Below are 21,114 nucleotides of genomic sequence, written 5' to 3' on the forward strand. Positions count from 1 at the left end.
TTGTCCCGCCGCATGAGCGCAGGCAGTGCGGTGTCGCCATTTCCATTGCTTCCACGGTACGGATCGCTGCATCACCGGTAGATGAAACGCGTCTTTACCGTTTTGCATGTGCTCGGCCTGTTGCTGGTCGTGTTCAGCCTTGCTTTCCTGCTGCCCATCCTGGTGGCCTTGCTGGATGGCGACCGCCCGGAGATGCTCGATTTCATGGTGGCGATGGTGCTCACCGCCGGACTGGGTGCGCTGGTCGCCATGCTGACCCGCGCTTACAAGCAAGAGCTCTCGATCCGCCACGGCTATTTGCTGGTGACCGGGGCATGGGTGATCATGCCTGTCTTTGCGGTCATCCCACTGTTGCTCATCCTGCCGGGACTGTCGTTCACCGACGCCTATTTCGAGACCATGTCCGGTCTGACCACCACCGGTTCAACGGTGCTGGTCGGTCTGGACAATCTGCCGCCGGAATTGAATATCTGGCGCCATGAGCTGAATTGGCTGGGCGGCCTGGGCATCATCGTGCTGGCGGTCGCCATATTGCCCCTGCTCGGCATCGGTGGCCGGCAACTGTACAAGGCCGAGACACCCGGGCCGATGAAGGATTCGTCGCTCACCCCGCGCATCTCGGATACCGCGCGCAACCTGTGGGTCGCCTATGTGGCGATCACGCTGGTCTGTATCGTGGTGCTGAAATGGGCCGGGATGAACTGGCTGGATGCCGTCTGCCATTCCTTTTCCGCGATGGGGTTGGGCGGGTTCTCCACCCATGATGCCAGTATCGGCTATTACAACTCGCCGCTGATCGAGTTCGCGCTGATCGTATTCATGCTCATCGCCGTGGTGAATTTCACCACGCACTTCATGGCCTATCGCGAGCAATCCCTCAAGGTCTATCGCAAGGATCCGGAAGCCTTTGCCACGCTGGGGGTGATCCTCGGCAGTTGTGTCGCCATCGCCTTCTATCTGTGGTGGACCGATGTCTATACCGGCTTCTGGACTGCGTTGCGCCATGCCAGTTTCAATCTGGTCTCCATCGCCACGAGTTCCGGCTATGCCAGCGTCGATTATGCGCAGTGGCCGATGTTCGCGCCGCTGTGGATGATGCTGCTCACCGCGACGGTGGCCAGCGCGGGTTCGACCGGCGGCGGCATCAAGATGATCCGCACCATGATCCTGGTCAAGCAGGGCGGGCGCGAATTCCGCAAGATGCTGCACCCAACCATCGTCAACCCGATGAAGATCGGCGGACAGGTCATCGAGAACCACATCGTGTTCGCGGTGCTCGGCTTCATCTTCCTGTATTTCATGAGCATCACCATCCTGACTTTCGTGGAGCTGATCAGCGGGCTGGATTTCATCACGGCGTTCACCGCCATCCTCGCTTCGATCAACAATTGTGGTCCTGGCTTGGGACAGGTCGGCCCGGCCAGTAACTATCAGGGCCTTAACGATTTTCAGACATGGATATGCACCTTCGCCATGCTCGTCGGACGTCTGGAAATCTTCACCGTTTTGATCCTGTTCTCCCCCCACTTCTGGCGCAGATAACCGGAGTAACCATGCAAATCGTCGGCATCCCGCTCGAATTTTTCCTGTTCGCGCTCACGCTATTGGGCGTCGCGCTGTTCCATCACCATACGTTTCGGGTCGCCCTGACTGGTTTGCTCGTCATCACCGGCTACAAATTGCTCTTTGCCGGATTCAAGACCGGTGCGGGATGGGCCGGGCTCGCGGGTCATCTGGGGCATGAGTGGGTGACGCTGGCCAACCTGTTCTGCCTGTTGCTTGGCTTCGCCATTTTGGCGCGACATTTCGAGAAGAGCCATGTGCCTGTCTTGCTGCCACGCTTCTTGCCGGGTGGCTGGCTGGGAGCTTTCGGAGTGCTGGTCATCGTCTGGTGCGTCTCCAGTTTCCTCGACAATATCGCTGCGGCGCTCATCGGCGGCGCCATGGCACACCAGTTGTTCCGCGCGAAGGTTCATATCGGTTATCTGGCCGCGATCGTCGCCGCCTCAAACGCGGGCGGCGCCTTCTCTGTCGTTGGCGATACCACGACGACCATGATGTGGATCGCCGGCGTCAGCCCGGGCGAGGTGTTTCATGCCATCGTCGCATCGGCCGTCGCCCTGGTGGTCTCGGGGCTGGTGGCCGCACGCCAGCAACATGCCTATTCGCCCATCCTGCATCACGTGCATGCGCATACCACGATCGAATGGAAACGCATCTTCATCGTGCTGATAATCCTCCTGTTTGCGATCACCACCAATGTCATCGTCAACCAGTTCTTTGCCGAAGCCAGTTCAAGTCTGCCTTTTGTCGGTCTGGCGGTATGGGTGGCCATCCTCGCCACGGCTCCGGTATGCCGCCACGACTGGGAAGTGCTGAAATCGTCGATCAGCGGAACTGCGTTCCTGCTGTTCCTGGTCACGGCAGCATCAATGATGCCGGTCGATACTCTGCCGGAGGCATCCTGGCGTTCGGCCTTTGGATTGGGATTCATTTCGGCGGCGTTCGACAACATCCCGCTCACCGCACTTGCCATCCGGCAGGGGGGGTACGATTGGGGTGTGCTTGCGTTCGCAGTCGGCTATGGAGGCTCCATGCTCTGGTTCGGCTCTTCCGCCGGGGTGGCCATTTCGAACATGTATCCGGAGGCGAAATCGGCAGCGAACTGGCTGCGCCACGGATGGCATGTGGCGCTAGCCTATGTGATTGGCTTCATGGTGATGATGGCGCTGATGGGTTGGCACCCAGTGCCGCTGCAACAGTGAGAATGTCCCGGCCTGGGTTCCTTCACTCGAAATCGTCTGCCGTGCTGCTGTCGTTGCATTCGTGGAATAACTGCTCCAGTTCTTCCTCGAAGAAAAACTTTTCTTCGCCGAAAGCGGGCTTGAGCTCGTCTATCCAGGTGGCGCTCTCGTTGTGTTCGGCGAAGAAGGGGCGCTGTACCCAGTCAGGGTTGCGCCCCTGCAGGAAACGCATCACCAGCACTTTCTGACTACCCGCATTGGCCACGCCCAGCATCTGGATCTTGCCGGGGTTGGCTGACATGCTGGGGCCGCGCACGGTGCGCGCCAGCCCCGAGACCTGCTGGTAGGCTTCGCGGAAGATCTGCCAGGCGCGGACCAGCGGCACCGAGAAGTAGTGCTGCGCGCCGGTGTCGCGCGCGAGGAACATGTAGTAAGGCACACAGCCCAGCCTGACCTGTTCCTCCCACATCTTCGCCCACAGTGCCGGGTCGTCGTTGATGTGCCGCATCACCGGCGATTGTGTACGTATCGTCACATCCGCTTCGCGCAGGTTGCGGATGGCTCGGCGCACGGTGGCGTTCTCCAGTTCGCGAGGATGGTTGAAATGCGCCATCAGTGCCAGTTGTTTGCCTGAATCGGTCACCCTGCGGAACAGGGTCAGCATCTCCTGCGCATCGTCGTCGTCCACGAACTTGTGCGGCCAGTAGGCAAGCGCCTTGGTGCCGATGCGGATATTCACGAGATTCGGCAGCTCGGCCGAGAGCAACGGTTCGATATAGGCGGCGAGGTTCTTCGCCGTCATGATCATCGGGTCGCCGCCGGTGAACAGGATATCGGTGACGTGCGGATTGCGTTTCACGTATTCCACCAGTTTCTCGACCTCGCGGCTGGCGAACTTGATGTCGTTCATGCCGATGAACTGCGGCCAGCGGAAGCAGAAGGTGCAATAGGCGTGGCAGGTCTGCCCCTGGCTGGGGAAGAACAGTACGGTCTGCCGGTATTTGTGCTGCATGCCATGCAGTCGTTCGCCGTCCATCTCGGGCACATTGTGGTCGGTCTGTCCGGCCGGATGCGGGTTGAGTTGCATGCGGATGCGGTTGGCGGCCTCACTGATCTCATCCTTGTCTGCGCCACGACGAAGCAGGGCAGCCATCTCCTCGTAATGCTCCGGATTCAGCATGTCGCGCTGCGGGAAGGTGAGCGCGAAGATCGGGTCGTCCGGCACCCTGTCCCAGATTATCAACTGGTCGATCACATAATTGTTCACCTTGAACGGCAGTACATGGCCGACCACTTCGATATCGAAGCGTTGCTGTTCGGTGAGGTTGGCGATCTGCGGGATGTCGCGGAAGTTGTTCAGGTTGTAGGACCGGAACTTTGGATTGCTGGTGGAATAAACGGGAATGGGGGGCTGTTGCGGTTCTGTCATTGTTCAGGGTTCCTTCTGTGGCGGAAACATCGCTGCTACACGGGCCGCGTGTCTCTCTAATGGGATGGGTGCGCCCGTTTATAACACAGCAACGGGTGATGCCAAAGCGGAAATGATGGGGGTCAGGCCGCAGAGGTGCGATACAGCACGCCGCGCCGTATCAGCCATTTCTCGATCTCGACCGCGAAGAACACCACGCTGGAGAGCAGCAGGCACAGAGCCAGTTCTTCCATGTTCAGTGGCTGGGTCTTGAAGATGTCGTTGAAAGCGGGCAGATACAGCGTGGACATCTGCAGGGCGAAGGTGAGGAAGATGGTCGCGGCCATCGCGGGATTCGAGAAGAAGCCGATGGTGAAGAGTGATTCGCGTTCGGAACGGATCGCCACCACATGGGCCAACTGCGACAGGGTGAGCACCGTGAACACCATGGTCTGCCAGTGTGAGGAGCCGCTCTGCAATGCCCAGGCCTGAACGGACAGACACAGGCCGGCCATCAGCAGGCCGACCCAGATCATGTGTTGCCACATGCCGTGCGCGAACATGCTTTCCCGTATCGGCCTGGGCGGGCGACGCATGATGCCGCGCTCGGCAGGTTCGGCTGCCAGCGCCAGTCCGGGCAGGCCGTCTGTGACCAGATTGACCCACAGGATCTGGATCGGCAGCAGCGGAATGGGCAGGCCGAGGAAGGGTGCGAGGAAGATGGTCCAGATCTCGGCCGAGTTGGTGGAGATGCCGTAGCGCAGGAACTTGCGGATGTTGTCGTACAGGCGCCGGCCGTGGCGCACTGCATGCACGATGGTGGCGAAGTTGTCGTCCAGCAGCACCATGTGCGAGGTCTCGCGCGCCACATCGGTGCCCCCCTTGCCCATGGCCACGCCGATGTCGGCCGCCTTCAATGCCGGCGCATCGTTCACGCCGTCGCCGGTCATCGCGACCACTTCTCCCCTGCGTTGCAAGGCCTGCACGATGCGGATCTTCTGGGCAGGATCGACGCGGGCATACACCCGCACACTCTCGACCTCGGCCTCGAACGCATGCTGATCCAGTTGCGCCAGTTCCATGCCGGTCAGTACGCGGCCGTCCCCGTCATGCAGGATGCCCAGTTCGAGCGCGATCGCCCGGGCTGTGGCCGGATGGTCTCCGGTGATCATCACCGGCGTGATCCCGGCGGTGCGGCACTGCGCCACCGCTTCCTTCACTTCGCTGCGCGGTGGGTCGATCAGTCCGGCGAATCCGATGAACACCAGTTCCGATTCGACGGATACGTGCGGCAACCCGTCGGGCAACTTCGGCCAGCGCCGGTAGGCGAAAGCCAGCACGCGCAGTCCGTCTGCTGCCATCGCTTCAGCCTGCTTCAGCAGGGCATGCGTATCGATACCGACCTCGCCATCGCTGCCCAGCTTGCGAACGCACAGCGGCACCACCGCTTCCGGTGAGCCCTTGGTGTAGGCGATCACGCTGTCGATCTCTCCATGCAGCGTGGTCATGCGCTTGCGCTCGGAATCGAACGGCAGTTCCAGCAGGCGCGGCGTGTCCTTCTCCAGTTCGGTCTTGTCGAGACCGGCCAGTTGCGCGGCATGCAGCAGAGCGACCTCGGTCGGTTCGCCGCGCGGCTTGCCGTGGCGGTCGATATGCGCGTCGTTGTTCAGCGCCAGCGCACGCAGCAGTGCCTCCCACGGTGCGCCGCTGGTCGGCCAGATCTTGTGCAGCACGTCGTCGGCAAACAGCGCGGTGACGTGCATCCTGTTCTGGGTGAGCGTGCCGGTCTTGTCAGAACAGATGTAGGTCACCGACCCCAGCGTCTCCACGGCAGGCAGGCGGCGGATCAGCGCATGCTGCTTCACCATCTTGTGTGCCCCCAAGGCGAGCGAGATGGTGACCACGGCGGGCAGGGCGGACGGGATGGCGGCCACGGCAAGACTGACTGCGGTCATGAACATCAGCAGCAGCGGTTCGCCGCGCAATACGCCGATGACGAACACCAGCACGCAGATCGCCAGGGCGGCGATCGCCAGCCGTTTGCCGAGCTCCGCCAGGCGGCGCTGCATCGGGGTCTTGCTCTCGTCTCCCTCTTCAAGCAGCGCGGCGATCTTGCCCAGTTCGCTGTGCATGCCGGTGGCAACCACCAGGCCGCGCGCGCGGCCATAGGTGACGATGGTGCCCTTGTAGGCGAGGCAGGTCTTGTCGCCCAGCGGCAGTTCCATCTGTTCGAGTTCGCGGGTCTGCTTCTCGACGGCAACCGATTCTCCGGTGAGCGCGGATTCGTCGATCTTGAGGCGGGCCGCCTCGGTCAGCCTCATGTCGGCCGGGACGATATTGCCCGCCTCCAGCAGCACGACATCGCCCTGTACCAGAGCCGAGGCGTTCACGGATTCGATCTGGCCGTCGCGCACCACGCTGGCGCTGGCTTCGGCCATGCGCTTGAGTGCGGCCATCGCCTTTTCGGCGCGGTATTCCTGGATGAAACCGATCACCGCGTTGAGGATGACGATGACCACGATGGCGATGGTATCGCCCACGTCGCCGACCAAGCCTGAGATGACCGCCGCGGCGATCAGTACGACAATCATGAAGTCCGTGAACTGGTCGAGCAGCATGCGCCAGACCGGGCGCGATTTGGTTTCGCGCAGGGCGTTCGGTCCATGGCGGGCGTGGCGAGCCGCAGCCTCGGCCGCACTGAGTCCGGTGGCCGGATCGCTGTCCACCGCCCGTGCGGCGGACTCGGTGCTGAGGGTGTGCCAGTGGCGCCGGTTATCTTGCATTTTCAAACAGTAGCCAGGAATTCAATACATACAGCATGAGCATGCCCAGGCTGATCCAGGTCAGTCCGAGCATGGCACGCCCTTGCGGACGGAAGATCAGCCCCACGGTCGCCAGCGCGCTCATCATCACGGCAGTGAAGGCGGTCAGCGCGTGGCTGGCATCGACATGCGCCAGCAGCGGGCCATTGGTATAGAACAGGTCGTCTACCGCGAGGATGATGATGTCGAACAGGTTGCTGCCCAGCAGGTTGGCGATCGCCATGTCCAGCGCGCCGATGCGCAGCGCCGAAATGGTGACGGCCGCTTCGGGCGCCGAGGTCACTGCTGCGACCAGCAACGTGCCGACGAAGCTTTGTCCCCAGCCCATCATCTCCGAAATGTCGCTGGCCACAAAAGGCAGCCAGGAGCCAGCCGCAACGACTGCCAGCGCTGCCCAGCAATAACCCTTGATCGCATCTCGCAGCGTCATGTCCGGATAACGTTCGGCGGATTCCTCGGCGTATTCGCTCAGGGTGCGGCGCTCGTAGCTGTAGACCGCGCGCATCGCAACCAGATAGACCAGCAGGATGAACGGCGAGTAGAAGCCGATGTGTCCCAGCGCCATGCTCATTCCCGAATGATCCAGCAGCAGACTGAAACCGGCGAAAGCGATCAGCAAGGTACCCAGAGAGGCCGACAGGATATGCCCCTGCGCGGCGCGGCTATACAGTGTCTCTTTGCGGTAGAGCGCATCCAGCATCACCAGTATGGCGAGATTGAACACGGTGCTGCCCAGCACATCGCCCACCGCGATGTTCGGTGCATCGGCAGCCGTGACCGCGGAGATGCCGGTCACCAGTTCCGGCAGCGAGGTCGCCGTGGACAGCAGGATGAGGCCGATCCACGAAGCGGAGATGCCGGATTTGTCGGCAATGATGTCGCCGTAGCGGGAAAGGAAATAACCCGCATAGCCGATGACGGCGAGGCAAAACAACAGTTCCAGCCAGAGCAGCACGTCAAGCATCCTTTCGTATATCCGGAACCGAAGGATTCGGGAAGGTCGCGATGAGCCTGCGAAGGATTGTACCGTGCGCGGCTTGCGAGGTCGAGGCGTTGCGGCCGCAGTATGTCAACGATGCGGGATGCTATTCCCTGTCCATGTCCTGGATGAAGAAATCGACCAGCCGGGTTACCTCGTCAGGGCGCTGGATGAAACGAAAGCCGGAGCGATGCGCGATGGTTCCGTCCGGCAACGTGACCGGGAGCGTATAGCGCAATTCAAGGTCGGCAACCACTGCGTTTCCATCGGGCAGGATGACGCGGCAGCCTTTCAGTACCGTGCCCGTGTCGAGATGGATGTCGCCGCTGTAACTCAGGCTCCCGAAGCCGTCGTGGCTGATGTCGGTGATGTGTGACTCGAAGGAAAGGAATCCGCCGGCATCGGCGACGCAACGCAGCGAAGCGTTCGCCGGCAGCGTGAATCTGGGACATTCACGGCGATGGCAGATCGTGAGCGAGCTCGGCAGCATGAAGCGCAGCACGGCACGGCCATTGACCTGTGTTTCTACCGGGCGACCGAAAACCTTGAAGGCGATATGCGCGCCCTGAAAGCTGGCGGTGAATTGTGCGGATGCCGATCTGAGCATCATGGCGTTCAGCAGTTTGTTCGCGCAATAGGCGGCACAGAAGCGGCCGCCGCGCTGGTCGACATGGGCGAGGCGGGAGATGAATGTCCTGCCGCGCCCCATTCCCGCATGTAACGGAATGTCCTGTTCCAGCAGCATCTGCAGGATGCGGCAGATCTCGATGCGCGAGCGATAGAGCGCGTTTTCGGGAACGTCCTTCGTCATCGCATTTGGCGCGCTCATGATTCGTGAGGAAAGAAAAAGAGGGATGGGCGCGAGTGGGCAATCATGCGTTCAGTACACCCGTTCCATCTTGAAGTAATACCAGAGGTAATAAATGCCGATCACCGTTCCGATCGGAAACGAAAACAGAGACAAGGCGGCGCAGGGCAGGCACAAGTTCCATGACTTCGGCAATTTCGCCAGCAGCATGAAGCCGGAAGCGGTGAACAATGCTCCCTCCGCCAATCCCATCGCGACGACTCGCGTCTCGGCGGTCTGGAAATTCACCGCCAGCAGCGACAGGATGAGCGCGCCCATCAGCAGCCAGCAGATGCCGATGATGCGTTTGTGGAAGTTCTTGTCCATCGCCATCCGCTGTCCCTAGCGCAATACGGCCAATGCCGCTTCGTAGTTCGGCTCGTGGGTGATGTCGTCCACCAGTTCGGCGTGGATGATCTTGTCCTGATCGTCCAGCACCAGCACCGCGCGTGCGGTCACACCGGCCAATGCGGTGTCGGCGATCTTAACGCCGTAGTTGCGCATGAAATCACGGCCGCGCATCAGCGACAGTGTGACCACGTTCTCCAATCCTTCCGCCACGCAGAAGCGGCTCATCGCAAACGGCAGATCGGCCGAAATCACCAGAATCACGGTGTTGTTCAGCCTGCCGGCGGCCTCGTTGAATTTGCGCGTGGAGGTGGCACACACGGCGGTGTCCAGACTGGGCACGATGTTGAGCACCTTGCGCTTGCCTGCGAAATCCTTCAGCGAGACATCCTTCAGGTCCTTGTCCACCAGCGAGAAGTCCGGGGCGAGCTGGCCGAGGACTGGGAAGGTGCCGAACAGGGTGACGGGCACGCCGTCCAATGTGACAGCCGTCTTGTTGCTGGGGTCTTTGGCCATGATGGTGTCCTTTAGATGTATGCAGCGATGGGTGGGCAGGCGCAGATCAGGTTCTTGTCGCCATACACATTATCCACCCGCGCCACGGCTGGCCAGAACTTATTCTCACGCACATAGGGAAGCGGATAGGCCGCCTGCTCGCGCGAGTAAGGACGTGCCCACTCATTGGCACAGACCGATTTAGCCGTATGCGGCGCGTGTTTGAGGATGTTGTCCTTCTTGTCAACTTTGCCAGTGACGACTGCCTCGATCTCGCCACGGATGGCGATCATCGCGTCGCAGAAGCGATCCAGCTCGGCTTTCGATTCGCTCTCGGTCGGTTCCACCATCAGTGTGTCCACCACCGGGAAGGAGGTGGTCGGTGCGTGGAAGCCGAAGTCCATCAGGCGCTTGGCGATATCGGCCACTTCCACGCCTTCTTTCTTCCATTCGCGACAGTCCAGGATCATCTCGTGCGCGCAGCGGCCGTTGCTGCCGCTGTACAGCGTGGCGTAATGGTCCTTCAGCGATTCCTTGATGTAGTTGGCATTGAGGATCGCCAGCTTGGTCGCTTCGGTCAGGCCCTTGCCGCCCATCATCTTGACGTAGCCGTAGGAGATGAGCAGGATCAGCGCGCTGCCGTAAGGCGCGGCGGAGACTGCATGGATGCCTTGCGTGCCGCCGACCTTGACCACCGGGTGCGAAGGCAGGAACGGTGCGAGATGTGCCGCTACACCGATGGGGCCCGCGCCCGGTCCACCACCGCCGTGCGGGATGGCGAAGGTCTTGTGCAGGTTAAGGTGGCAGACGTCCGCGCCGATGTTGCCGGGGCTGGTCAGGCCGACCTGCGCGTTCATGTTCGCGCCGTCCATGTACACCTGCCCACCGCAGGCATGGATGATGGCGGTGATGTCCTTGATGCTTTCCTCGTAAACGCCGTGCGTGCTGGGGTAGGTCACCATCAGGCATGACAGGTCGTCCTTGTGCTCCTCCGCTTTTGCGCGCAAGTCGTCCACGTCGATGTTGCCGCGTGCATCGCACTTCACGATCACGATCTTCATGCCGCACATCGCGGCGCTGGCCGGGTTGGTGCCGTGCGCAGAGGAGGGGATCAGTACCACGTTGCGCTGCGCTTCGCCGCGCGAACGGTGGTAAGCCTGGATCACCAGCAAGCCGGCGTATTCACCTGAGGCGCCGCTGTTGGGCTGGAAGCTCATCTTGGCGAAACCGGTGATCTCGGACAGATCGGCATCCAGACCGGCGATGAGCTCGGCATAGCCTTCTGCCTGATTCAGCGGTACGAAGGGATGCAGGTTGGCGAATGCGGGCCAGGTCAGGCCCAGCATCTCGGAAGCCGCATTCAGCTTCATGGTGCAGGAGCCCAGCGAGATCATGGAATGCGTGAGCGACAGGTCCTTGTTCTCCAGTCGCTTGATGTAACGCATCATCTCGGTCTCGGTGTGATACGCATTGAACACGTCGTGCGCGAGGATGGCCGAGTTGCGCGGGGTGAACATCAGTGCGTGCGTGACGACTTGTTCACGCGTCACGCTGGGTGCTGCCTTGTCGGCGGCTTGTGCGAACACGGCGAGGATGGCGTTCAGGTCGGAGACCGAAGCCGTCTCGTCCAGCGACAGCGTGAGGCCGTCGGCGGTATAGCGGAAGTTGATCTGTGCAGCTTCGGCCAGCGCGTGGATCTTCACATTGTCGGTATGCAACAGGTGCAGGGTGTCGAAGTAAGTACCTTGTGCGATCTGGTAGCCCAGCTTCTGCAATTCATCGGCGAGTACCGCAGTCGCTTGATGCACGCGGCGTGCGATGCCGCGCAGCCCTTCCGCACCGTGATACACCGCGTACATACCGGCCATGATCGCCAGCAGTGCTTGCGCGGTACAGATGTTGGAAGTCGCTTTCTCGCGGCGGATGTGCTGCTCGCGCGTTTGCAGTGCCATGCGCAATGCAGGGTTGCCGTCGGCATCTACCGACACACCGATGATGCGACCCGGCATGGAACGCTTGTGCGCATCGCGGCAGGCGAAGTAAGCGGCGTGGGGGCCGCCGTAGCCCATGGGTACACCGAAGCGCTGGGTGGAACCGAACACCACATCCGCCCCCCATTCGCCCGGCGGCGTGAGCAGCACCAGACTGAGGATGTCGGCGGCGACGGCGATGCTCATTCCGTTGGCTTTGGCGCGCGTCACGAAATCGGCATAGTCATGGACCGTGCCGTCTGCAGTCGGGTATTGCAGCATTGCGCCGTACAGTCTGTCGTTCAGCGTGACGGTCTTGAAGTCGCCGATCACCAGTTCGATACCCAGCGGCTTGGCGCGTGTCTTCAGCAGCTCGATGGTCTGCGGATAGCATTCGTGCGACACGAAGAAACTGTTCTTGCCTGCGGCCACATCGTCGCGCGAACGCAGGCCGTGCAACATGGTCATCGCTTCGGCGGCGGCAGTGGCTTCATCCAGCAGCGAGGCGTTGGCGATCTCCATGCCGGTCAGGTCGATCACCATGGTCTGGTAGTTCAGCAATGCTTCCAGACGACCCTGTGCGATCTCGGCCTGATACGGTGTGTACGCGGTGTACCAGCCTGGGTTCTCCAGCACGTTGCGCTGGATCACGGCAGGCAGCACGGTACCGTAGTAGCCGAGGCCGATATAAGTTTTGTAAAGCTGGTTCTTGGAAGCGATGCCGCGCAGGTGGGCCAGGAACTCATGTTCCGACATCCCGTCCGCCAGTTTCAATGGCTGCTGCAAACGGATGGCGGCAGGCACGGTCTGGTCTATCAGTGCATCCAGGGTGGGCGCGTTGATCCTGTCCAGCATGGCTTGCACGTCTTGTGCGTTGGAACCGTTGTGGCGGGAGACGAAATGGTCGGTGTTCATAGGATTCGGGATTCAGGATTCAGTGAGGGATGCGGGACTCGGAGCGAGGAGAGGGTTTTCCCTGAATCCTGCTTCCTGAATCCCGAATCCTGCTTAGTGTGCTTCGCTGTCTACATGCGCCTGATAAGCGGCCGCATCCATCAGGGCGGCGACATCGGCGGCGTTGTCCGGTTTCATCCTGAATAGCCATGCCGCATAGGGATCTTCATTGATCTTTTCCGGAGATCCATCCAGCTCACCGTTCGTTGCCGTGACTTCACCGCTCACCGGAGCATAGACATCGGCGGCGGCCTTCACGGATTCCACCACGGTGCATGCCTCACCGGCGCTGAGCTTGCGCCCGACGGTCGGCGTCTCGACGAACACCATGTCGCCCAGCAGTTCCTGTGCGTGCTGTGTGACACCGATGGTGATGGTGCCGTCAGCTTCGGTCTTCACCCATTCGTGTGATTCGGTATATTTCAGGTCGGTCGGGTTGCTCATGTTGTTCTCCGAAGTTTGATGTTTGAATTGGAAACCACTTCTATCCACGAAACACACGAAAATCACGAACGATAGTGCAGATTTTCTTTCGTGCTGTTCGTGTCTTTCGTGGACAACTGCTATTAATTTAAATCACCGCCTTGCCGTTGCGGGCAAACGGATATTTCACGACTTGCGCAGCCAGCATCTTATCGCGAATCTCGACCTGCACGACATCTCCGATCGCCACGTCCTTCGGGATGCGTGCCAGCGCGATGGATCTTTCCAGTGTCGGCGAGAAGGTGCCGCTGGTGATCTCGCCTTCGCCTTGCGGCGTGACGACTTTCTGGTGGCCGCGCAGTACGCCGCGATCCAGCAACAGCAGGCCGACCAGCTTCTTGCTCGGCGGGTTGGCGAGCAGCGCTGCCTTGCCGATGAAGTCACGCTCGCTCTTCAGGTCAACCGTCCAGGCCAGACCGGATTCCAGCGGGCCGACCGTCTCGTCCATGTCCTGACCGTACAGATTCATGCCCGCTTCCAGTCGTAGCGTGTCGCGCGCACCAAGGCCGATGGGTTTCACGCCGGCCTTGTTCAGCGCGTACCAGAATGCTTCGGCTTTTTCCTTCGGCAACATCACCTCGAAACCATCCTCGCCGGTGTAGCCGGTGCGCGCCACGAAATATTCGCCGCAGTCGGCCGCCTGGAAGTTGACCATCCCTTCTGTCGCGGCACGGGTCTGCGGCAGCACCTCCCATACCTTGGCGCGAGCATTCGGGCCCTGCACTGCGATGATCGCCAAGTCGTCGCGCGAGGTGATGGTGAGGTTTGGGGCGTGTGTCGCAGCCTGCTCCTTCATCCATGCGATGTCCTTGTCTGCGGTGTCTGCATTGACCACGATGCGGAACCATTGCTCGGTCATGAAGTAGATGATGAGGTCATCGATCACGCCGCCATCGGGACGCAACATGGCGGAATAGAGCGCCTTGCCGGGAACCGTGATCTTGTCGGCATTGTTCGCCATCAGGTAGCGCAGGAAGACGCGCACACCGTCGCCCCGCATGTCCACCACGCGCATGTGGCACACGTCGAACATGCCGACATCGTTGCGCACCTGATGGTGTTCGTCGATCTGCGAACCGTAGTTGACCGGCATGTCCCAGCCGCCGAAATCCACCATCTTGGCGCCCATGGCGCGGTGGGCTGCATTCAAAGGAGTCGTCTTCAGGGTCATGTTCGTTTTCCGGGCGATAAAAAAGGGCGAGGCCACATAGCCTCGCCCCCATCTGTCCTTGGTACCTGAGAGATTGCGGCAATACCTCTAATAACCTGCTGCGCAGTTCGACTGCTGTGTCGCGCGGTACTCACTTCCTCGATTATTTAAGCTGGGTATGTGGCTACGACATAACCTGAAGGTTAGTCTTCGCCGAAACTCGCCTAGCTCGTTTTCTCGGTCGTTGCGTTCCGTGCGCCTTGCATTCGAACCGCTCGTTGCGGTTCTTAGAGGCATTGAATTCGCGTGCCCCTTCGGTGGCTGATTCAACAGCGCTCTCCAGATTCGCCTGTCCCGGTGGTTCCTTTAGCCTGAGCGGTTGCGGGTGTTACGCCTTCGGCGGTGCTGGTGACAGCACGCTCTCCCATCGGTTTGAACGGCGGGCGGATTATACCGGAAGTTTGTTGGGTGAATATAAGGCGTTATAGGTGGCCAGATGCCATTATCTTGTAACCAGCCATAAAGCATGGAGGACGGCTGGCAGGTAAAACACGAAACACAGCAATATATTGATTACCAGATCCTTGCCAGCTCCTTTTTTTAGGAAAACGGCAAGCGGCGCCAGCAATACAGAGAGAATGATAAGTACGATTTTGTTTTTCATCTTGATTTCCTGATGGTAATTAATGCAGCTGTTTCGGGTAGAACAGCACCAGTCTATAGCCGGTCGGCTTGAGGTCGGCGGTTTCCAGTCGCAATTTTACATCAAGTTCGTGGTTCGGCAGCAGCCCGGTCCTTTGGCTTTCCAGCGGCGGCAGGTAATGCGCGGGCTTGAACACGCGTCGTGCCAGCGGTTTGTCGTCGATGTCGTTCAACGTGAGTTCAAAGTCGGGATAGGCCTGCGCATACGTGGCACGGTTGCGCAGCAGGGCATTCAGGGTGATCCGGTTCTCGATTTCGGGGTCGGCCTCAAGATCCGAGGATTCGATGCTCATCAGACTGGCGTGTTGCGGCAGCGGTACTTCGCATTCGATCCATTGGCAATAGGCGAGCAGAGCAGGCTTCAGGCCGGGTGACCGGGCGGCCAACTCGATGCGGAAGAAGTAGGCGGTCTGCGCAAGCAGTACCAGCGTGAGCAGGGACGCGGCGATCGCCCAGGGCCAGACACGGCGCTTTGCTTCAGCCGGGAGGGTGGCCTCGGGTTCGCCCGGCGCGTCATCCTTGATGAGGGCAACCTGCTCGGCCAGCGTCATGGGGTGCAGCACGGCGATTTCGGTGGGCCGCATTGCAACAGGTTTTTCGTCAGCGGCGTCTTCCGGCTCGATGGAGCGTTGGCCGATATCCGGTTGCTCTTCGCGCAGCTCGGCATCCTGTGTGGTTTCGGCGCCGTGTTCCTGTTCGAGGGGGTTTTCGGTCTCATCCGGCAGGGGGGCGTTGGAGATGCCGGATGCCGGTTCGATATCCGGCTCGCTTGTCGCATGTTCTGCGGCCGGGGCGGCAGGCTCGTCCAGTATCGGCAACTCAAGCTGCGGATCTGGCTGGTCTGGCTCGAAATTGCGATTGGCATCGAAAGCCTGCAGGCAATGGCCGCAACGCACCATACCGTGGTGCGCTTCCAGTTGCGCCGCGGTGACCCGGAAGCGGGTATCGCAATGTGTGCAGAGTGTGGTTCCGCTCATTTCCAGTATGAAGTCAGCGTTTTGTCCCGGACAGGCACGCCCAGCCGTCTTCGAAAAGCGGGTCGTCAAGGTCGAACCATTGCCGGTAGATTTTCATCACGTCCTGCGCCTGCTCCTCGAGGATGCCGGAAAGTACGATCTTCCCGCCCGTACATGCCGCATTCGCCAGCAACGGTGCAAGCAGGCGCAGCGGGTTGGTCAGGATGTTCGCCACCACCACGTCGTAGCTGCCCGGCGGGGCGTCGTCAGGCAAATGGAACCGTGCATTTTCGACATGGTTCGCGCTGGCGTTGTCCCGGCTGGCGATCACTGCCTGAGAGTCTACATCAACACCTACGGCCCGTGCAGCCCCAAGCTTGAGCGCGGCGATGGCGAGGATGCCGGAACCGCATCCATAGTCCAGCACGCTTTCGCCGCCACGAAGGTTCGCGTCGAGCCAGCGCAGGCACAGGCGCGTGGTCGGATGGCTGCCGGTGCCGAACGCGAGGCCCGGGTCGAGCACGATGTTGATCGCATCCGGATCGCTGGGGGTGTGCCAGGTCGGCACGATCCACAGGCGCGGGGAGATCGGGATCGGGTCGAACTGCGACTGGGTCAGGCGCACCCAGTCCTTGTCGTCCAGTGTGTCGATGCGGTATGCGGGAAGCTGTTCCAGGCCGACGGTGACTGACGCGGCTTGCAGGATCGCTGCGACATCGCGATCGCTGTCGAACAACGCGCTGATGCGGTTGTGTTGCCACACGCCCGGAGCGGGTTCGCCGGGTTCGCCGAAGATCGCCTGCTCGTCCGGCGTGTCGGCATCGGCGTCGAGCAGGTCCACCGACAATGCGCCACGTTCAAGCAGCGCTTCGCTCAACGCTTCGGCGTGTTCGGCATCGGTATCGACGATGAGGGTCAGCCAGGGCACTTATTCCGATCCCGCCGGATGAGATGCTGGAATCACTTGCCTTTGGTGCGCTCGGACAGGCGTTCTTCCAGATAATGGATGCTGGTGCCGCCGCGCATGAAGGCCGCATCCTGCATCAGCTCGCGATGTAGCGGGATGTTGGTCTCAATGCCTTCCACTGCCATTTCGGACAGGGCGGTACGCATTCTGGCCATTGCCTGGTCGCGCGTGTCACCGTAGGCGATCAGTTTGCCGATCATCGAATCGTAGTGTGGCGGCACGAAGTAGTTCGCGTACACATGCGAATCGACGCGGATGCCGGGACCGCCCGGTACATGCCAGGAAGTGATGCGTCCCGGCGACGGCACGAACTTGTAGGGATGCTCCGCGTTGATCCGGCATTCGATGGCGTGGCCGCGAAATTGCACATCGCGCTGGCGGAACGGCAGTTTTTCGCCGGCGGCGACGAGTATCTGTTGCTGCACGATGTCGATGCCGGTGATCATTTCGGTCACGGGATGTTCGACCTGCACGCGCGTATTCATTTCGATGAAGAAGAATTCGCCGTTCTCGTACAGGAACTCGAAGGTTCCCGCACCGCGATAGCCGATCTTGCGGCAGGCTTCGGCACAGCGTTCACCGATCTTGTTGCGCAGGCGGGCATTGAGCAAGGGTGCAGGCGCTTCTTCGATGATCTTCTGGTGACGGCGCTGCATCGAACAGTCACGCTCGCCCAGATATACGGCATTGCCATGCTGGTCGGCCAGCACCTGGAATTCGATGTGGCGCGGGTTCTCCAGGAATTTCTCCATGTACACCATGGGATTGTTGAACGCGGCCTGAGCCTCGGTTCTGGTCATGGTGACCGCGTTCAGCAGCGCGGCTTCGGTATGCACCACGCGCATGCCGCGCCCGCCGCCGCCGCCCGCCGCCTTGATGATGACCGGATAGCCGATGCTGCGCGCAATCTTGACGATTTCCGCGGGATTGTCCGGCAATGCGCCGTCCACGCCGGGCACGCAGGGTACCCCCGCTTTCTTCATCGCGTTCTTGGCCGAAACCTTGTCGCCCATCAGGCGGATCGTTTCGGCGCGCGGGCCGATGAACACAAAGCCGCATTTTTCGACGCGTTCGGAAAAATCGGCATTTTCGGACAGGAAGCCGTAGCCGGGATGGATGGCCTGCGCATCGGTGACTTCCGCTGCGCTGATGATGGCGGGGATGCTCAGGTAGCTCTGGTTCGAGGGGGCGGGTCCGATGCAAACGGATTCGTCGGCCAGTTTCACATATTTGGCATCCGCATCCGCTTCGGAATGCACTACGACGGTTTTTATGCCCAGTTCGCGGCAGGCGCGCTGGATGCGCAACGCGATTTCACCGCGGTTGGCGATCAGGATTTTTTCAAACATGGTGTTGGCTCCAATACTTGGGCGCTACGCAAAGGCGCGCGCCATTACAAGATTAACCGATGACGAACAGCGGTTGGCCGAACTCCACGGGCTGGCCATTCTCCACAAGGATGGCTTTGATGACGCCCGCTTGGTCTGCGTCGATCTCGTTGAGCAGTTTCATCGCTTCGATGATGCACAGGGTATCGCCGCTGTTGACCGACTGGCCGACATCGACGAACGACTTGGCGCCGGGAGAAGCGGAACGGTAAAAGGTGCCGACCATCGGCGATTTGACCACATGACCTTCAGCCACGGCAGGTTTTGCGGGTTCGGCGGCGGGAACTGGAGCGGCCGCCACGGGAGCGGCTGCAGCCACCGGCTGGGGCGCGGCAGCGGGTGCGTAAATCTGCTGCGCGGCCGCTACGGTACGGGTGATGCGCACGCGTTCTTCACCTTCGCTGATCTCCAGTTCGGCGATACCCGAGCCTTCAACCAACTCAATCAGTGTCTTGAGTTTGCGTAAATCCATTGCGACCTCCTAAAGGTGTTTAGTTGTTATGTTTGATTGCGTACCGCACTGCATATTCGTAACCGGATGCGCCAAGTCCGCTGATTACGCCGACCGCGATATCGGAAAAGAAAGACTCCTTGCGGAACGCCTCGCGCGTGAATACGTTTGAAAGGTGTACTTCAATGAACGGGATGCTCACTGCCGCCAGCGCGTCGCGTAGCGCCACGCTGGTATGGGTGAATGCCGCCGGGTTGATGATGATGAAGTCTGTCCCGTCGAGCCGTGCCTGATGGATGCGCTCGATCAGCGCTGCTTCGGCATTGCTCTGGAAACAGAACATGTTCACCCCGTTCTTGCCTGCTACAGACATCAAACGTTCGTTAATTTCGTCTAATGTGGTGTGACCATACACATCCGGCTCGCGGCGGCCGAGCAGGTTCAGGTTCGGGCCGTGTAGCACGAGGATGTTCTTAGTCGGGCCGGATTGGCTGTTGCTACTTTTGTCCATGTGTTCAGTTTGCCGTAAGTTATGGTGAATTGTCCAGATTTATTCGGAAGATAAGCAAGAAACGTTAAAGGCCGACGCTTTGCAGCGTGTTCAGGAATTGCGCGGCATCCTGATAACCGACCACCCGAAAATCGCCCAACTCGCGGCCTTCTGTATCGAAAAACAGTGTGGCCGGCGGGCCATATAAGCTAAAGCGCTTAAGCAGCGCCTTGTCGGATGCGCTGTTCGCAGTGACATCCACCTGCAGGAGCAGTACCGCCCCGAGCTTGTCCTGAACGACGGCATCTGCGAAAGTGAAGCGTTCCATCTCTTTGCACGAGACGCACCAGTCGGCGTAGAAGTCCAGCATCACGACCTGTTGTCCTTTGGCCAGCGCGAGGCGCCGGTCGAGGTCGGCGCCGTCCTTGATGCGTTCGAACTGCAGGGTGGCGGATGGCTGCGCGGCAGACTGGCCGAGGGCGCCAAGCGGGCGCAGGATATCGCGGGCGCCGGACAACGCGCCGACCAGGTAGGCGATCCCCAGCAACAGAACGAGCAGCCCGATCCCTTTCAGGAGTTTCTGCCAGCCGCTGGCGTTATGCGGAACCGGTTCCAGCACGCGCAAGTACGCTGCGGACAGGATCAGCAGCAAGGACCACAGCAGCATCTGCGCGCTGACGGGCAGCAGCGGCTGGATGATCCAGATCGCCAGCGCCAGTAGCAGTACGCCAAAGAAACGCTTGACCGCTTCCATCCATGCGCCGGCTCTGGGTAGCAACACGCCAGCCGAGGTGCCGATCAGCAACAGCGGCGCCCCCATCCCCAGTGCCAGCGCGAACAGGGCCGTGCCGCCCAGCACCGCATCGTGGGTCTGGCTGATGTAAAGCAGTGCGCCAGCCAGCGGGGCGGCCACGCATGGCCCCATGATGATGGCGGAAAGCGCGCCCATCGCGAACACGCCGGACAGATGGCCGCCGTGCAGGCGGTTGCTGGTGTCGGTGAGCTTGCTTTGCAGGGCGGAGGGCAACTGGAGTTCATAGAAGCCGAACATCGACAGCGACAGAAGGACGAACAGTGCGGCAAAACTGCCCAGCACCCAGGGGGTCTGCAGCGCGTTGGAGATCAACTCGCCGGAAAATCCGGCCGCGATGCCGGCCGCCGCATAGGTGATCGCCATGCCCAGCACGTAAGCCAGAGACAGGATGAAGGCGTGCATATGGGTGATCTTGTGGCCGTGCCCGACGATGATGCCGGACAGGATGGGGATCATCGGAAACACGCAAGGCGTGAAGGCGAGCAACAGACCTGCGCCGAAAAAGAAGGAAATGATCAGCCAGAAGCTTCCGCTCTTGAACAGCCGGGCGATCTTCGAATCTTCTTGGCCGGCGACGGATTCCATGTCGGGCGAGAGCGGTAGCGGCGAAATGGCGGCTGGCTGGGGTGCTTCCTTCATCATCTTCGCGGGTGGCACACTGACGCCGGTTCGTGTATCCGGCAGGTCGATCTGCATGATCTTTTCGATGCTCGGATAACACAGTCCCTGTTCGCTGCACCCCTGGTAGACCGCAGTCAATGTGATACTGGATGCCGCATCGCTTGTGCGTTCCAGTGTGATCCCGGCCTGGAACGAACGGTGGAACACTTCGGTGTCGCCGAAATTGGGATCCTGTTTCATCTCGCCCCTGGGCAGGTCGATGCGGGAAACCTTGGCTGCATTGCCGTCGATCATAAAATCGATCTTGTCTCGGTACAGGTAGTAGCCGGGCGTTATCTTGTAGTTTGCCTGCAGGGTGTGCGCGTCGCGTACCAGTACTTCCAGCGCAAACGCCTGGTCGGGGGGGAGGAAGCTCGGTTGCTTGGCGCCGCTCAAAGATGGCAGACGGTCGAGCAAACCTTCCGCATGGGATGCGGGGGGCAGGAAACAAAGCAACAGCAGTAACACAAAACGCATGGATAGTTC

Annotated in this window: 18 protein-coding genes and 1 riboswitch; of the genes, 2 read left to right on the forward strand and 16 right to left on the reverse strand. The window is 60.6% G+C overall.

Annotation, left to right across the window (positions count from 1 at the left end; all coding sequences use genetic code 11):
* The first annotated feature begins 81 nt into the window (after positions 1 to 81).
* Together IPM27_08405 and IPM27_08410 are read left to right on the forward strand one after the other, a co-directional pair.
* Positions 82 to 1,542 carry a TrkH family potassium uptake protein gene (locus IPM27_08405; protein ID MBK9161572.1) on the forward strand — a complete coding sequence of 487 codons (1,461 nt, stop codon included), beginning with the start codon at positions 82 to 84 and terminating at the stop codon, positions 1,540 to 1,542.
* Positions 1,543 to 1,553: 11 nt separating this feature from the next.
* A complete protein-coding gene (locus tag IPM27_08410; protein ID MBK9161573.1) occupies positions 1,554 to 2,765 on the forward strand; it encodes a citrate transporter in 1,212 nt (403 codons plus the stop codon).
* Positions 2,766 to 2,787: 22 nt separating this feature from the next.
* Here IPM27_08410 and IPM27_08415 read toward each other — a convergent pair whose 3' ends face one another.
* From IPM27_08415 to dsbD, 16 genes are all read right to left on the reverse strand, one after another.
* A complete protein-coding gene (locus IPM27_08415; protein MBK9161574.1) occupies positions 2,788 to 4,173 on the reverse strand; it encodes a lysine 2,3-aminomutase in 1,386 nt (461 codons plus the stop codon).
* Positions 4,174 to 4,295: 122 nt separating this feature from the next.
* A complete protein-coding gene (locus IPM27_08420) occupies positions 4,296 to 6,935 on the reverse strand; it encodes a calcium-translocating P-type ATPase, PMCA-type (protein MBK9161575.1) in 2,640 nt (879 codons plus the stop codon).
* Positions 6,925 to 7,938 (reverse strand): sodium:calcium antiporter, encoded by a 1,014-nt coding sequence (locus IPM27_08425; protein MBK9161576.1) that lies wholly within the window; start codon positions 7,936 to 7,938, stop codon positions 6,925 to 6,927. Before IPM27_08425 ends, IPM27_08420 begins: the two co-directional genes overlap by 11 nt.
* A 121-nt stretch (positions 7,939 to 8,059) precedes the next feature.
* The gene (locus tag IPM27_08430; GenBank protein MBK9161577.1) at positions 8,060 to 8,782 is read right to left on the reverse strand and encodes a flagellar brake protein; all 723 of its coding nucleotides are present in this window, start codon (positions 8,780 to 8,782) and stop codon (positions 8,060 to 8,062) included.
* A gap of 51 nt (positions 8,783 to 8,833) precedes the next feature.
* On the reverse strand, positions 8,834 to 9,127 hold the full coding sequence (locus tag IPM27_08435) for a hypothetical protein (GenBank protein ID MBK9161578.1): 294 nt from the start codon (positions 9,125 to 9,127) through the stop codon (positions 8,834 to 8,836).
* Between the two features lie 15 nt (positions 9,128 to 9,142).
* Entirely contained in the window at positions 9,143 to 9,664 is a 522-nt protein-coding gene (gene tpx, locus IPM27_08440) for a thiol peroxidase (GenBank protein ID MBK9161579.1), read from the reverse strand.
* A gap of 11 nt (positions 9,665 to 9,675) precedes the next feature.
* Positions 9,676 to 12,528, reverse strand: coding sequence for an aminomethyl-transferring glycine dehydrogenase (gcvP, locus tag IPM27_08445; protein ID MBK9161580.1), 2,853 nt, complete (start codon positions 12,526 to 12,528; stop codon positions 9,676 to 9,678).
* Positions 12,529 to 12,621: 93 nt separating this feature from the next.
* Entirely contained in the window at positions 12,622 to 13,011 is a 390-nt protein-coding gene (gene gcvH / locus IPM27_08450) for a glycine cleavage system protein GcvH (GenBank protein ID MBK9161581.1), read from the reverse strand.
* Positions 13,012 to 13,138: 127 nt separating this feature from the next.
* A complete protein-coding gene (gene gcvT, locus IPM27_08455) occupies positions 13,139 to 14,221 on the reverse strand; it encodes a glycine cleavage system aminomethyltransferase GcvT (GenBank protein ID MBK9161582.1) in 1,083 nt (360 codons plus the stop codon).
* A gap of 327 nt (positions 14,222 to 14,548) precedes the next feature.
* A riboswitch (glycine riboswitch) is annotated at positions 14,549 to 14,637 on the reverse strand.
* A gap of 65 nt (positions 14,638 to 14,702) precedes the next feature.
* On the reverse strand, positions 14,703 to 14,864 hold the full coding sequence (locus tag IPM27_08460) for a YqaE/Pmp3 family membrane protein (protein ID MBK9161583.1): 162 nt from the start codon (positions 14,862 to 14,864) through the stop codon (positions 14,703 to 14,705).
* Positions 14,865 to 14,883: 19 nt separating this feature from the next.
* The gene (locus IPM27_08465; protein MBK9161584.1) at positions 14,884 to 15,879 is read right to left on the reverse strand and encodes a DUF3426 domain-containing protein; all 996 of its coding nucleotides are present in this window, start codon (positions 15,877 to 15,879) and stop codon (positions 14,884 to 14,886) included.
* 13 nt (positions 15,880 to 15,892) lie between these two features.
* Positions 15,893 to 16,786 carry a 50S ribosomal protein L11 methyltransferase gene (gene prmA, locus IPM27_08470; protein MBK9161585.1) on the reverse strand — a complete coding sequence of 298 codons (894 nt, stop codon included), beginning with the start codon at positions 16,784 to 16,786 and terminating at the stop codon, positions 15,893 to 15,895.
* Between the two features lie 32 nt (positions 16,787 to 16,818).
* On the reverse strand, positions 16,819 to 18,174 hold the full coding sequence (accC, locus tag IPM27_08475; GenBank protein MBK9161586.1) for an acetyl-CoA carboxylase biotin carboxylase subunit: 1,356 nt from the start codon (positions 18,172 to 18,174) through the stop codon (positions 16,819 to 16,821).
* 52 nt (positions 18,175 to 18,226) lie between these two features.
* Positions 18,227 to 18,685, reverse strand: a complete 459-nt coding sequence (locus tag IPM27_08480; GenBank protein MBK9161587.1) for an acetyl-CoA carboxylase biotin carboxyl carrier protein — start codon at positions 18,683 to 18,685, stop codon at positions 18,227 to 18,229.
* 19 nt (positions 18,686 to 18,704) lie between these two features.
* Positions 18,705 to 19,175 (reverse strand): type II 3-dehydroquinate dehydratase, encoded by a 471-nt coding sequence (aroQ, locus tag IPM27_08485; GenBank protein MBK9161588.1) that lies wholly within the window; start codon positions 19,173 to 19,175, stop codon positions 18,705 to 18,707.
* A gap of 64 nt (positions 19,176 to 19,239) precedes the next feature.
* A complete protein-coding gene (dsbD, locus tag IPM27_08490; protein ID MBK9161589.1) occupies positions 19,240 to 21,105 on the reverse strand; it encodes a protein-disulfide reductase DsbD in 1,866 nt (621 codons plus the stop codon).
* Positions 21,106 to 21,114 lie beyond the last annotated feature (9 nt).

The sequence above is a fragment of the Nitrosomonadales bacterium genome, assembly GCA_016716325.1.
Classification (GTDB): Bacteria; Pseudomonadota; Gammaproteobacteria; order Burkholderiales; family Gallionellaceae; genus Gallionella.

Excerpts from the sequence above, each read along its gene's own strand:
- IPM27_08405 (MBK9161572.1), top strand. The coding sequence starts at position 82 with ATGAAACGCGTCTTTACCGTTTTGCATGTGCTCGGCCTGTTGCTGGTC.
- IPM27_08410 (MBK9161573.1), top strand. The coding sequence starts at position 1,554 with ATGCAAATCGTCGGCATCCCGCTCGAATTTTTCCTGTTCGCGCTCACG.
- IPM27_08415 (MBK9161574.1), bottom strand. The coding sequence starts at position 4,173 with ATGACAGAACCGCAACAGCCCCCCATTCCCGTTTATTCCACCAGCAAT.
- IPM27_08420 (MBK9161575.1), bottom strand. The coding sequence starts at position 6,935 with ATGCAAGATAACCGGCGCCACTGGCACACCCTCAGCACCGAGTCCGCC.
- IPM27_08425 (MBK9161576.1), bottom strand. The coding sequence starts at position 7,938 with ATGCTTGACGTGCTGCTCTGGCTGGAACTGTTGTTTTGCCTCGCCGTC.
- IPM27_08430 (MBK9161577.1), bottom strand. The coding sequence starts at position 8,782 with ATGAGCGCGCCAAATGCGATGACGAAGGACGTTCCCGAAAACGCGCTC.
- IPM27_08435 (MBK9161578.1), bottom strand. The coding sequence starts at position 9,127 with ATGGACAAGAACTTCCACAAACGCATCATCGGCATCTGCTGGCTGCTG.
- tpx (MBK9161579.1), bottom strand. The coding sequence starts at position 9,664 with ATGGCCAAAGACCCCAGCAACAAGACGGCTGTCACATTGGACGGCGTG.
- gcvP (MBK9161580.1), bottom strand. The coding sequence starts at position 12,528 with ATGAACACCGACCATTTCGTCTCCCGCCACAACGGTTCCAACGCACAA.
- gcvH (MBK9161581.1), bottom strand. The coding sequence starts at position 13,011 with ATGAGCAACCCGACCGACCTGAAATATACCGAATCACACGAATGGGTG.
- gcvT (MBK9161582.1), bottom strand. The coding sequence starts at position 14,221 with ATGACCCTGAAGACGACTCCTTTGAATGCAGCCCACCGCGCCATGGGC.
- IPM27_08460 (MBK9161583.1), bottom strand. The coding sequence starts at position 14,864 with ATGAAAAACAAAATCGTACTTATCATTCTCTCTGTATTGCTGGCGCCG.
- IPM27_08465 (MBK9161584.1), bottom strand. The coding sequence starts at position 15,879 with ATGAGCGGAACCACACTCTGCACACATTGCGATACCCGCTTCCGGGTC.
- accC (MBK9161586.1), bottom strand. The coding sequence starts at position 18,174 with ATGTTTGAAAAAATCCTGATCGCCAACCGCGGTGAAATCGCGTTGCGC.
- IPM27_08480 (MBK9161587.1), bottom strand. The coding sequence starts at position 18,685 with ATGGATTTACGCAAACTCAAGACACTGATTGAGTTGGTTGAAGGCTCG.
- aroQ (MBK9161588.1), bottom strand. The coding sequence starts at position 19,175 with ATGGACAAAAGTAGCAACAGCCAATCCGGCCCGACTAAGAACATCCTC.
- dsbD (MBK9161589.1), bottom strand. The coding sequence starts at position 21,105 with ATGCGTTTTGTGTTACTGCTGTTGCTTTGTTTCCTGCCCCCCGCATCC.